This is a genomic window from Flagellimonas sp. 2504JD1-5 (assembly GCF_053618295.1).
Window position 1 is genome coordinate 24440 of the sequence record NZ_JBSIOU010000002.1, and the last position, 12439, is coordinate 36878.

11 protein-coding genes are annotated in these 12439 nt (G+C 40.0%); 9 read left to right on the top strand and 2 right to left on the bottom strand.

Annotation, left to right across the window (positions count from 1 at the left end; all coding sequences use genetic code 11):
- Nucleotides 1–220: 220 nt before the first annotated feature.
- From guaA to ACULLG_RS09575, 4 genes are read left to right on the top strand one after another with little or no spacing between them, the layout of a single operon-like run.
- Nucleotides 221–1753, top strand: a complete 1533-nt coding sequence (gene guaA, locus ACULLG_RS09560; RefSeq protein WP_452126570.1) for a glutamine-hydrolyzing GMP synthase — start codon at nt 221–223, stop codon at nt 1751–1753.
- The gene (locus ACULLG_RS09565) at nt 1750–3885 is read left to right on the top strand and encodes a LysM peptidoglycan-binding domain-containing protein (RefSeq protein ID WP_452126571.1); all 2136 of its coding nucleotides are present in this window, start codon (nt 1750–1752) and stop codon (nt 3883–3885) included. Before guaA ends, ACULLG_RS09565 begins: the two co-directional genes overlap by 4 nt.
- Nucleotides 3875–4279 (top strand): OsmC family protein, encoded by a 405-nt coding sequence (locus tag ACULLG_RS09570; RefSeq protein WP_452126572.1) that lies wholly within the window; start codon nt 3875–3877, stop codon nt 4277–4279. Before ACULLG_RS09565 ends, ACULLG_RS09570 begins: the two co-directional genes overlap by 11 nt.
- Nucleotides 4267–4800: a DUF922 domain-containing protein gene (locus tag ACULLG_RS09575; protein ID WP_452126573.1), complete on the top strand. Its 534-nt coding sequence runs from the start codon at nt 4267–4269 to the stop codon at nt 4798–4800. The genes ACULLG_RS09570 and ACULLG_RS09575 overlap by 13 nt, the downstream gene beginning before the upstream one ends.
- A 6-nt stretch (nt 4801–4806) precedes the next feature.
- On the opposite strand, the gene ACULLG_RS09580 is transcribed toward ACULLG_RS09575, so the two are convergent.
- On the bottom strand, nt 4807–5103 hold the full coding sequence (locus ACULLG_RS09580) for a putative quinol monooxygenase (protein WP_452126574.1): 297 nt from the start codon (nt 5101–5103) through the stop codon (nt 4807–4809).
- Between the two features lie 44 nt (nt 5104–5147).
- Entirely contained in the window at nt 5148–6011 is an 864-nt protein-coding gene (locus ACULLG_RS09585) for a hydroxypyruvate isomerase family protein (protein ID WP_452126575.1), read from the bottom strand.
- 45 nt (nt 6012–6056) lie between these two features.
- Here ACULLG_RS09585 and ACULLG_RS09590 point away from each other — a divergent pair, with 45 nt between their 5' ends.
- The 5 genes from ACULLG_RS09590 (at nt 6057) to ACULLG_RS09610 (ending at nt 12425) form a co-directional block, all read left to right on the top strand.
- Nucleotides 6057–6293: a DUF3820 family protein gene (locus ACULLG_RS09590; RefSeq protein ID WP_452126576.1), complete on the top strand. Its 237-nt coding sequence runs from the start codon at nt 6057–6059 to the stop codon at nt 6291–6293.
- Nucleotides 6294–6348: 55 nt separating this feature from the next.
- Entirely contained in the window at nt 6349–7983 is a 1635-nt protein-coding gene (locus ACULLG_RS09595) for a CTP synthase (protein WP_452126577.1), read from the top strand.
- Between the two features lie 66 nt (nt 7984–8049).
- Complete coding sequence (gene yidC, locus ACULLG_RS09600) at nt 8050–9921, top strand: membrane protein insertase YidC (RefSeq protein ID WP_452126578.1); 1872 nt, start codon at nt 8050–8052, stop codon at nt 9919–9921.
- A gap of 367 nt (nt 9922–10288) precedes the next feature.
- Nucleotides 10289–11479 (top strand): tRNA 2-thiouridine(34) synthase MnmA, encoded by a 1191-nt coding sequence (gene mnmA / locus ACULLG_RS09605; protein WP_452127959.1) that lies wholly within the window; start codon nt 10289–10291, stop codon nt 11477–11479.
- 1 nt (nt 11480) lies between these two features.
- Nucleotides 11481–12425 (top strand): NAD(P)H-dependent flavin oxidoreductase, encoded by a 945-nt coding sequence (locus tag ACULLG_RS09610; protein WP_452126579.1) that lies wholly within the window; start codon nt 11481–11483, stop codon nt 12423–12425.
- Nucleotides 12426–12439: the final 14 nt, after the last annotated feature.

Consider the following 12439-nt stretch of genomic DNA (forward strand, 5'->3'; position numbering starts at 1 on the left):
AACTACAGGCCGGGATATTATCAAACTGCCAATTTAAATGGGCCTCCTTTTATTAAAACATGAAATCTTCTCTATTTTCTTATGAAATTTCCATAAATACAGGTGGTTGGTCGCTAAAAATAATGACTTGGTAAGTGGTGTGAAAAGCCTTTTGAAAACCTTGTGATAAATATCCTTGAAAAGATACTTTTCCAACTGTTTCAAATTGCTATTTTTGCCCATGCAAAACAACGTCCTTATCCTAGACTTCGGTTCCCAATACACCCAGTTGATTGCACGACGCGTAAGGGAACTCAACATTTACTCAGAAATTAAACCTTATAATAACCCTCCGAAGGATTTATCGTCTTACAAAGCGGTGATTCTTTCGGGTTCACCCTTTTCTGTGAGAGCTGAAGATGCCCCTCACCCTGATTTGTCTGAAATTAAAGGAAAAAAACCTTTGTTGGGCATTTGTTATGGCGCACAGTACCTTTCCCATTTTCACGGAGGCAATGTGGCACCTTCGGCAACTAGGGAGTATGGCCGGGCTAATTTATCTTTTGTTAAAGATGGAGAAGATTTTCTGGATGGACTTTCCGAAGGAAGTCAAGTATGGATGAGCCATAGCGATACTATAAAGCAACTGCCCGAAGGGGCTGTACATTTGGCCAGTACCCACGATGTGGAAAATGCCGCTTTTCGGATTGATGGTGAACAGACATACGGAATCCAGTTTCACCCCGAAGTATATCACACTAAAGATGGAAAGCAATTACTGGAAAACTTTCTGGTAAAAATAGCCGGATTAAGTCAAGATTGGACTCCAGATGCTTTCATTGAAACCACCGTAGCAGCGTTGAAAGAGAAAATTGGTGAAGAAAAGGTCATTTTGGGGCTTTCCGGAGGTGTAGATTCCAGCGTTGCCGCTATGTTGTTGCACAAAGCTATCGGGCCACACCTACACTGCATTTTTGTGAACAATGGTTTACTTCGTAAAAACGAATTCGAAAGTGTGCTTGACCAATACAAACATATGGGTCTGAACGTGAAGGGTGTGGATGCTTCGGCACGCTTTTTGGAAGCTCTGAAAGGAGAATCGGAACCGGAAGCGAAAAGAAAAATTATCGGAAGGGTTTTTATTGAGGTTTTTGATGATGAGTCCCACAAGGTTGAAAATGCAAAATGGTTGGCACAAGGCACCATTTATCCAGATAGAATAGAATCCGTTTCAGCCAGTGGAGGCCCCTCAGCAGTAATAAAGAGTCATCATAATGTTGGAGGCTTGCCTGATTATATGAAATTGAAAATTGTGGAACCTTTACAGCTTTTGTTCAAAGATGAGGTAAGACGAGTGGGTAAAAATTTGGGAATGGATCCAAACATATTGGGCAGACACCCGTTTCCTGGTCCCGGACTCGGAATTCGTATTTTAGGTGACATTACAGCAGAAAAGGTGTCTATTTTACAAGAAGTTGATGCCATTTTTATTGATGGATTGAAAAAATGGGGACTTTATGATAAGGTTTGGCAGGCCGGAGCCATGCTTTTGCCCGTAAATAGTGTGGGGGTTATGGGAGATGAGCGCACCTACGAAAAATGTGTTGCCCTAAGAGCAGTGGAAAGTACTGATGGAATGACGGCCGATTGGGTAAATTTACCCTACGAATTTTTACAAAAAACCTCCAATGATATAATAAATAAGGTCAAAGGCGTTAATAGAGTAGTGTATGACATTAGTTCTAAGCCACCTGCAACTATAGAATGGGAATGAAAAAAAGTGTTTTAGTACTCGGTTTTATTGTCTTTTTACTGGCAACTTTTCAAGTTTTTGCCCAGGATAGAACCACGCATGTGGTGAAAGAGGGCGAAACCTTGCAAAGCATATCCCGGCAATATCGAGTCACTCCCTACACTATTCTTCAATCAAATAAAGAGATTAAGACTGCTGCCGATGTAAAGGAAAATATTGTATTGATAATTCCTTTGGACGGTGCGGTGGTGAAACAAGAAGAAAAACCCAAACCAGTAGCAGTACAGGAAGAGGACAAGCCGATTGGTTTCAGTAGACATCGGGTTCGAAAAAGAGAAACATTGTTCGGACTTACCCAGAAATATGAAATCACGGAAGAGCAATTAAAACGTCACAATAGGCAATTGTATGCCGAACCTCTTAAAAAAGGAATGATTCTGCAAATTCCTAAATATCCAGAGCGTACCGACGAAGATGAACGTGAACTTGATTTTGAGACCTATACTGTCCTTCCAAAGGAAACCAGATGGAGCATTGCCCATAAATATGGAATTACCATAGATAGTATGGTGGCCTTGAATCCGGATTTGGAAAAGAATTCCAATTATCTGGCTGTGGGGCAAGAATTGAAACTCCCACGCCCAAAAGGTGATAGTTTGGAGGACCAACAAGTAGATTTGTTTACTTCTTTTACCGTACCGCCAAAACAAACCCTCTATAGTTTAGGAAAGGAATACGGTATTCCGTCCGATTCCATAGTAAAACTGAATCCCGAGATCATGGAACGTGGAGGACTCAAGGAGGGAATGGTTATTAGATTGCCAAAGAAAAAGGATACTTCAGGTGAGGTCAACACAGAAAACTTCATCTTTTACGAAGTAAAACCAAAACAGAATGTATTCCGGCTTACCCAAAACCTAAAAATCACCAGAGACGATTTATACAGATTGAATCCTGATCTTGAAAATGGACTCAAGGCAGGAATGGTATTAAAACTTCCAAAGGAAAACACAGAGGTTTTGGAGGTTAAAAACGCTTTAGTTCTGGATAAAATAAATCTAATTGATAGCATCAACATTGAAAACAGTCCAAGTTTAGTGTTTATGCTTCCTTTCCGATTAGATCGCATAAATATCAATGACTGGAAAAAGACCACTAACCAGATAAAGACACGTCGTGACCTTAGTATAAGCCTTGGGTTTTATTCTGGAGCTATGATTGCTTTGGATTCCATCAAAAAAATGGGAGTTTCCGTCCATGTAAAAACATTTGATACAGAACTGGATCAAACCAAGGTAAAGGAAATATTGTTTCGAGAGAATCTGACTAATGTAAATGCTGTAATTGGCCCTATCTCTGGAAGTGCTTTGGATGAGGTTGCTGTTAAGGCAGCACAAAACAATGTTCCTGTAATTGCGCCAGTTGCTTCGCAAAGGCCCCTAAGCCATGGCAATGTGTTTTATACCGTACCGACAGAAGCAGTACTTCGCGACAAAATGCTGTCGTATATGCAAAAGATTTATACGGACCAAAATGTGGTGATCATTGCCGATTCTACCCATCAAGTGGCGCATGATTCCATTTTATCCAAGTTTCCGGCAGCGCAAATAGCAAAAATCATTGATAATAAATCACTTCATTTAGATGAATTTCTGATTCAATTATCCGAGGAAAAAGAGAATTGGGTCTTTGTAGAGACGGATCAGGCCAATATGGTATCGAGCGTAAGCTCCATTTTAAATTCAGCCATAACCGAGGACATGTCGGTGCGAATGTTCACCACAAATTATAGCAGTGCTTTTCAAGATGATGCGGTTCAAGTGACTCATTTATCCAAATTGAGATTTGCTTATCCCTCCTTTTACAGGGAATCGGGCAATGATACCTTTACCAAAGCCTATAGAAAAAAATACAAGGGTTTAAAGCCCGATCGCTATGCAGTGCGCGGTTTTGATGTAACTTTTGATATTCTGCTTAAGTTGGCGCATAAGAACAACCTTTTTGAAACTTCCAAGATCATAGGGCTTACAGAATATACCGGAAACAGTTTTGATTACTTTAATGAATGGTCTACGGGATATTACAATAGAGCTGCCTATTTGATGGAATATGATAATCTCCGAATAAAAGAAATAAAATTAAATGACCTCTAAAGTTACCTATACAGGCGAATTACGAACCACATGTTTGCACCTTAGATCTGGCAATGAGTTTATTACTGATGCTCCAATAGACAACAATGGCCTTGGGCAAGCCTTTTCCCCTACAGATACTGTCGCGACCGGTTTGGCAAGTTGTATGATGACCATGATGGGTATAAAAGCAAGAGATCTAGATGTTGACCTTTCTGGGTCTACCTCCGAGGTAACCAAACATATGGCCGCCAATCCGCGTAGGATTACAAAAATTGAGGTAAAAATGGAACTCCCCGCCGATGTTTCTGATAAGCATCGCAAGATTTTGGAAAACACGGCAAATACCTGCCCGGTGCATTACAGCTTACATCCCGACGTTGAAAAAGTCATTGAATTTAATTGGATAAAATAAGTTTCATAACATGTCTTTTACTATTTAGTTTCTCTGGATTCGCCCAAGAAATTGAAGAAGGTGTTTTATGGAATCCAGATTTGGAGCTTAAATGGTCCGATTTTAAGGGGAAGGTTCCTCCTGCTGCCGTTCCGGCCGCAACCACGGCCAGTGGAATAAGTTATAAATACTCCGCTAATCTGATCCATCACGAAGTTGAACTGGATTTTGAGGTGAACGCATATTTCTATCCCAATGAATCATGGTACAAACCGGATATTTGCGATGATCTTATTTTAAGTCATGAACGTCTTCATTTTGATATTACGGAGTTATTTGCCCGTAAAATGAGGGATAAACTACACCGAACCTCCTTTTCAGATAATGTAAAGGCGGAAATCCGAAAAATTTACAAGGAAATACTTAACGAGCTTAAGGAATTTCAAAGTCAATACGATTGGGAAACCAATTTCTCACGTAATGCTGCCAAGCAATTGGAATGGAATAAGAAAATCAGAAAGGAATTGGCAAAGAACCAGTAGTAATTCTCACCCGATATGGGTCATTTCATTCAATACAACTTCCTCGATGGCATCTTCAATGGCTAAAGTACAGGCGGCAACATGTGCACTTTCCATATGCTTTTGCCATAAATCCAAGCTTTCCCAATTTTCATAAAAAAGGAAGAGGTTAGGGTTTTGGTTATCTTGATGAAGACTGTAATCGATACAGCCCTTCTCTGCCATTGTGGTATGGATTAAGTTTAATAGTTCCTGTTGTACCAACTCCCTTTTTTCTTCTTTGGCTAAAATCTTAGCTATGATGGTTAATTTATGGCTTGCCATTTTTTAGATGATCTGATATTAATGATTGGTTAGAAAATGTAATGTTAAACATCACACCTTATAAATCCATCTTTTAGCGCTTCAATCTTATCTTCCCAAGTGGTGATGAATTCTTGTGCAACATAACCCGTATAGCCAGTTTCCAGAATAGCTTTCATAATGGCGGGATAGTAAAGTTCTTGGGTCTCATCAATTTCATTTCTGCCAGGCACCCCTGCCGTGTGATAATGTCCAAAATAGGAGTGGTAATTTTGAATGCTGCGAATAATATCCCCTTCCTGAATCTGCATATGATAAATATCAAACAACAACTTAAAGTTATCACTGCCCAAATGTTTGCAAAGTTCTACTCCCCAAATAGAACTGTCGCACATATAATCGGGATGGTTGACCTGATTGAAAAGCTCCATTTGGATTACAACGCCATGCTTTTCGGCCAACGGCATTATTTTGGAAAGTCCATCCACACAATTTTGAAGTCCTACATAATCATTCATGCCTCTTCGGTTACCACTAAAACAAATGAGATTGGTATAACCAGCTTCGGCAACTTTCGGAATCATTTCCGTATAATTTTTAATCAGGGTGTCGTGGTACTTTGGGTCGTTCCAACCCTCGGTCAAACTTATTTCTGCCCCATTGCACATGGAACAATGAATGTCATACTTTTTAAGTAGGGGCCAACCCTCTGGACCAATTAAATCGATGGCCTTTATGCCCAATCCGTTCAATATTTTTAAGAATTCCTCAAGAGGGTAATCAGCAAAACACCATTGGCAAACACTATGGTTGATATTGTTTTTTAAGGTAAAATCTTTGTCCATATTTTTTGATTGTGCTATTGATTTTGTGGTCACTATTGCCGCGGCGCCAACGGCGGAGGTAGAAATAAAGTTTCGTCTTTTCATGGTCGGGAGTTATTGTTGTGGAAAGATAGTACTTTAGACCCTGAAATGAAAGTTGGCCCAGACCATAGAAAACTACTTGAACTGGCACATTATAAGATGCCCTTTGGAAAATATAAAGGTCGATATCTGGTAGATTTGCCCTTGGCCTATCTTGTTTGGTTCCGACAGAAAGGTTTTCCGAATGGCAAGCTGGGCGAACATTTGACCACCATGTTGGATATTAAAGACAATGGCCTGGAGCCTTTGATTAGAAAAATCCAAAAAGAATTTCCGAAGGAATAATCCAGTATTCCACTTGCAATTTGTACCTTTACACCCCGTAATAGAGAACCCAAATATGTCACAGACCAAGTACATTTTTGTTACGGGAGGCGTTACTTCATCTTTAGGAAAGGGAATTATCGCTGCATCCTTGGCCAAGTTACTACAGGCCAGAGGTTACCGCACCACCATACAAAAATTAGACCCCTATATCAATGTAGACCCTGGAACGTTGAACCCCTATGAGCATGGCGAATGTTATGTGACACATGATGGCGCCGAGACAGATTTGGATTTGGGACATTATGAGCGCTTTCTAAACGTTAGAACATCGCAGGCCAATAATGTAACCACCGGAAGAATTTACCAAAGTGTTATTGAAAAAGAACGCAAAGGGGAATTTTTGGGAAAAACGGTGCAGGTGGTTCCCCATATTACCAATGAAATTAAAGAACGAATTCAGATTTTGGGTAAAAGCGGAGATTATGATATCGTAATTACCGAAATCGGAGGTACAGTTGGTGATATTGAATCACTACCTTATATAGAAGCAGTGCGACAATTACTATGGGAATTGGGCGATAACAATGGCATAGTAGTTCATTTGACTTTGGTTCCCTTTCTTTCCGCAGCAGGTGAGCTAAAGACCAAGCCTACCCAGCACTCTGTAAAAACCTTGATGGAAAGCGGAATAAAAGCCGATATTTTGGTCTGTAGAACAGAGCATGAAATTTCGGATGATATCAAAGAAAAACTGGCATTGTTCTGCAATGTGAAACAAGAAGCGGTAATTCAATCCATAGATGCATCCACAATATATGATGTGCCAATTTTGATGCAAGAAGAAGGGTTGGACAAAGTGGCGTTGGAGAAATTGGCTCTTGCCAATGAAACTGAACCTAACTTGGATCAATGGAACCAATTCCTTAACAAGCACAAAAATCCTAAACACCAAGTAACGATTGGTTTGATTGGTAAATATGTTGAACTTCAAGATTCTTATAAATCCATTTTGGAATCCTTTATACATGCTGGAGCGGCCAACGAGGTAAAAGTTGAAGTGCGTTCTATACATTCCGAACATTTATCGGCCAACAATATTGATAAAAGGTTGGTGGGCTTGGATGGGATTTTGGTAGCCCCTGGTTTTGGTGAACGAGGTATTGAAGGAAAAATCACGGCGGTTAAATATGCCCGTGAAAATAACATTCCCTTTTTAGGAATCTGTTTGGGTATGCAGATGGCAGTTATCGAATTTGCAAGAAATGTCCTGAATTTAAAAGGTGCCAACAGCACGGAAATGGATGAAGCAACTGCCCACCCGGTTATCAGTCTAATGGAAGAACAGAAATTGGTTACCGATATGGGCGGCACAATGCGTTTGGGAGCATGGGATTGTACACTTAAAAAAGAAAGTTTGGTATATGATGCCTACGGAACTACCGAAATCGCAGAGCGTCATCGCCATCGTTTTGAGTTCAACAACGATTATAAAACCCAAATGGAAGATGCAGGCTTGTTGGCAACTGGATTAAACCCAAAAACAGGATTGGTTGAGGTGATTGAAATTCCTTCCCACCCATGGTTTGTAGGGGTGCAATACCATCCAGAATACCGAAGCACTGTTGCAAATCCACATCCATTATTTGTAGGTTTTGTAAAGGCGGTTTTAGCACAAAAACAGCAACAAACTAATGCCAGTTTGGCATAAACTGCGGTTTTGGACATATATTTGCCACCGAAAAAGGCAGATAAAGATTTTCACTAAATAATTTTCATGGAAGAAAAGAAGCTGGATATCAACTCCATTATAGGATTTGTATTGATTTTTGGAATACTCATTTTTATGTTTTACCAAAATCAGCCCACACCAGAAGAATTGGAGGCCCAAAAAGCCGAACAGGCAAAAATTGAAGCTGAGGCCAGAGCTGCAGAGGTGGAAGCGGCAAAGGTAGTGGAGGAGGATACGTCTACTCAAATAAATTTGCAAGACTCAGTGGCCGTTGCCGATTATAAAAGCTCTGTTGGAGCATTTGGTTTTACCACTGCTTCAGAAGGAGAGACCATACTTGAGAATGAAGTACTTTATTTGAAAGTGGCCAACAAAGGTGGACAGATCGTAGAGGCCAAAATGAAGAATTTTGTCACACACGATTCCGTACCTGTATATTTGATTAAGGAAAATAACGCCAATTTTGGCGTCAATTTTTCCATCTCCGATAACAGGGTGTTAAACACCAAAGACTTGTTTTTTGAACCTTCACTTACCAAAAGTGGTGATAATCAAGTGCTTTCTATGAAAGCAAAGGTTGATAACAACCGTTTTTTGGAGTACCGCTATGAAATGAAACCCGATGAATATTTGGTGGACTTTACAATTCGCTCCCAAGGGTTAAATGGGATTGTAAATTCGAGCAGACCGATTGATCTGGAGTGGAATTTAAAAGGTATTCGACATGATAAAAGTGTACAATATGAAAATAGGTATACCGAGGTCATGTACAATTATGAAGACGGAAAAATCGACTATCTATCTGCTTCTTCAAGTGAAGATGAAGAAACTGAGAAAGATTTGCGATGGATTTCATATAAGCAACATTTTTTCACTTCAATATTAGCAACCAAAAAGAACTTTAAAACGGCTAATCTCCGTTCTGAAAACTTAGTGGAGGAGGAAAATAAAGAGATTGCTTTCACCAAGAATTTTGGAGCATCGATTCCTATATCCTTGGAAGGTGGGGAATTTTCGGAAAGCCTAAATTGGTATTACGGCCCTACCGACATAAAGGTGCTTAGTCAATATGACGAATACGAGTTAGAGGATACGATCTATTTTGGCTGGGGTATTTTTGGATGGATCAATAGATATGTATTTACTCCCTTCTATAGTTTCTTGAGCTCATTCTTACCTTTTGGTATCGCTATTGTTGTAATGACTATTTTGGTTCGATTGGCGTTATCTCCTGTCACATACAAATCGTATTTGTCCCAGGCCAAGATGAAAGTATTGAAGCCTGAGATTACTGAAATCAATGAGAAGTACAAGGACAATGCCATGAAGAAGCAGCAGGAGACCATGAAGTTATATGGCAAGGCGGGGGTAAGCCCAATGAGTGGGTGTATTCCGGCATTGATGCAGCTTCCAATTTTCTATGCCCTGTTTATGTTCTTCCCGACCTCTTTTGCCCTAAGGCAGAAATCGTTTTTGTGGGCAGAGGATCTGTCATCATATGACACTATTTTCAATCTACCATTTTCAATCCCATTTTACGGAGATCATGTGAGTTTGTTCCCGATTTTGGCATCCGTGGCCATATTCTTTTATATGACATTGACCACAGGGCAAACCATGCAAATGCAACAACAGCCGGGTATGCCCAATATGAAGTTCATCATGTACCTTTCTCCCTTAATGATGTTGTTCTTCTTTAACAACTACGCAAGTGGATTGAGTTTGTATTATTTCATCTCCAACTTGATTACCATCTTTATTATGTTGGCTATCAAGAAGTATATTTTGGATGAGGATAAAATTCATGCCCAAATCCAAGAAAACAAAAAGAAGCCTAAAAAGGAGAACAAGTTCCAAAAGAAAATGCGCGAGATGATGGAGCAGGCCGAGGAACAAAAAAAGGCAGGTAGAAGATAATCCGATTACTATAAAATAAAAACTCCCCCATGTTCGTGGGGGAGCTTTCACCATTGATAGGTATAGTTTGGAAAGATTTGGGACTCCAAAGATGACACATAATACCTCCTCAAAAAATTAATAGTTGTCAAAAGGCACATTTTTGTATGGTAAAGAGACCTCTTTTGATGTGTCATCGATAAACGGTAAACCCTTATAGATAAAGGAACTCCGATAATTTAAATGATAAGGTATATTTTGTAATAATTCACCTACAAAATTTAAATATTTTTTAATTGTTTTGAAGAAACGGTGTTAAGTTGATTGGATAATTGTAAATAAAATAAGTTGGGACCGTTTTGTATTTTTGCAGCATTGAAAGAGAATGATGAAAAAGGTAGTTATAGGACTTTCGGGAGGTGTTGATTCAAGTGTTGCGGCTTATTTGTTACAGCAGCAGGGCTATGAAGTGATAGGCCTGTTTATGAAAAACTGGCATGATGAATCCGTGATTATATCCGAAGAATGTCCTTGGCTGGAAGATAGTAACGATGCACTTATTGTAGCAGAGAAATTGGGAATCCCATTTCAAACTGTCGATTTGAGCGTGGAATACAAGGAACGTATCGTGGACTATATGTTCAATGAATATGAAAGAGGAAGAACACCAAATCCCGATGTGCTCTGTAATCGCGAAATAAAGTTTGACGTCTTCCTGAAAATTGCACTGCAGTTGGGAGCCGATTATGTGGCTACTGGACACTATTGTCGAAAAGGAACCATTATTAACCCAGATGGTTCAGAAACATATCAGCTCTTATCCGGTAAAGACCCCAACAAGGATCAATCCTATTTTTTGTGCCAATTGTCACAAGAGCAGTTGTCCAAAACGTTGTTCCCAATCGGTGAACTCCTTAAGCCAGAGGTTCGAAAGATAGCAGCTGAAAACGACCTTATTACCGCAGATAAAAAGGACTCTCAAGGACTTTGCTTTATCGGAAAGGTGCATTTACCTGAATTTCTCCAACAAAAATTAAAACCCAAAAAAGGGGTAATTGTTGAAGTCCCAAGCAATGCCCATCAATTTTCTGTCGAAATACCCAAATTTGAAAACAAAGTTTCGGAGTTGGCATTTCAAGCGGAAAAACCAGAGTATTCGTTGGAAGACGGAAAAGTGGTCGGAGAACATCAAGGTGCTCATTATTTTACCATTGGGCAACGAAAGGGATTGAATGTCGGAGGAACAAAGGAGCCTTTATTTGTAATAGATACAGATGTGGAGCAGAATATTATCTATACCGGTCAAGGAAAATCCCATCCTGGTTTGTTACGAAACACCTTATTTGTAAAAGAAGATGAACTGCATTGGGTGCGACAGGACTTGGCATTAAAGGTGGATGAAACCATGCAAGTCATGGCTCGTATACGATACCGTCAACCTTTGCAGCCGGCTACCCTGTATAAAACCGACCATGGGCTTTATGTTGATTTTAAGGAAAAACAGTCTGCCATTACAGAAGGCCAATTTGTGGCTTGGTATAAGGGTGATGAGCTTGTTGGCTCAGGTGTAATTTCATAATATGGACCAAAACAGAATCACACAACTTTTCGGTATAAAATATCCCATTGTACAGGGTGGAATGATTTGGACCAGTGGATGGCGTTTGGCTTCTGCAGTTTCCAATGCTGGTGGATTAGGACTTTTGGGAGCTGGGAGCATGTACCCCGATGTTTTTCAAGCACATATTGATAAGTGCAAAAAAGCCACTGACAAACCTTTTGGAGTAAATATCCCCATGTTATATCCCAATATTGAGGAGCTGATGGATATAATTGTAAAAAACGAAATAAAAATTGTTTTTACATCAGCAGGGAACCCTAAAACATGGACGCCCTTTTTGAAGAAAAATGGGATTACGGTGGTGCATGTGGTAAGTAGCGTAAAGTTTGCAATGAAAGCTCAGGAAGCAGGTGTTGATGCCATAGTGGCGGAAGGTTTTGAAGCTGGTGGACACAATGGAAGAGATGAGACGACCACCATGGTTCTGATTCCTTCTGTAAAAGAAAAAATCAATATTCCATTAATTGCGGCAGGAGGAATCGGTTCAGGTAGAGCTATGTTGGCCGCTATGGTTTTAGGTGCCGATGGCGTTCAGGTTGGGAGTAGATTTGCTGCCAGTACCGAAGGTTCGTCCCACGATTTGTTCAAGGAACAGATTGTTTTGGCCAAAGAAGGCGATACGCATTTAACATTAAAAGAATTGGCCCCGGTGCGCTTGCTCAAGAACAAATTCTATCAAGATGTTCAAAAAGCATACTCAAATGGAGCGACCACCGAAGAACTAAAAGTTCTTTTGGGAAGAGCACGGGCAAAAAAAGGAATGTTCGAGGGTGATTTGGAAGAAGGCGAACTGGAAATAGGACAAGTCTCAGGGTTGATTCACGACATTAAACCAGCTGGGGAAATCGTAAAAGAGATGACGGAAGAGTTTAGTCGGATAAAAAGTACAGTTAATCGACTGTAGCACAGGTTATAACG

Coding starts and splice junctions, on each gene's coding strand:
- guaA (WP_452126570.1), top strand. CDS start 221: ATGCAAAACAACGTCCTTATCCTAGACTTCGGTTCCCAATACACCCAG.
- ACULLG_RS09565 (WP_452126571.1), top strand. CDS start 1,750: ATGAAAAAAAGTGTTTTAGTACTCGGTTTTATTGTCTTTTTACTGGCA.
- ACULLG_RS09570 (WP_452126572.1), top strand. CDS start 3,875: ATGACCTCTAAAGTTACCTATACAGGCGAATTACGAACCACATGTTTG.
- ACULLG_RS09580 (WP_452126574.1), bottom strand. CDS start 5,103: ATGGCAAGCCATAAATTAACCATCATAGCTAAGATTTTAGCCAAAGAA.
- ACULLG_RS09585 (WP_452126575.1), bottom strand. CDS start 6,011: ATGAAAAGACGAAACTTTATTTCTACCTCCGCCGTTGGCGCCGCGGCA.
- ACULLG_RS09590 (WP_452126576.1), top strand. CDS start 6,057: ATGAAAGTTGGCCCAGACCATAGAAAACTACTTGAACTGGCACATTAT.
- ACULLG_RS09595 (WP_452126577.1), top strand. CDS start 6,349: ATGTCACAGACCAAGTACATTTTTGTTACGGGAGGCGTTACTTCATCT.
- yidC (WP_452126578.1), top strand. CDS start 8,050: ATGGAAGAAAAGAAGCTGGATATCAACTCCATTATAGGATTTGTATTG.
- mnmA (WP_452127959.1), top strand. CDS start 10,289: ATGAAAAAGGTAGTTATAGGACTTTCGGGAGGTGTTGATTCAAGTGTT.
- ACULLG_RS09610 (WP_452126579.1), top strand. CDS start 11,481: ATGGACCAAAACAGAATCACACAACTTTTCGGTATAAAATATCCCATT.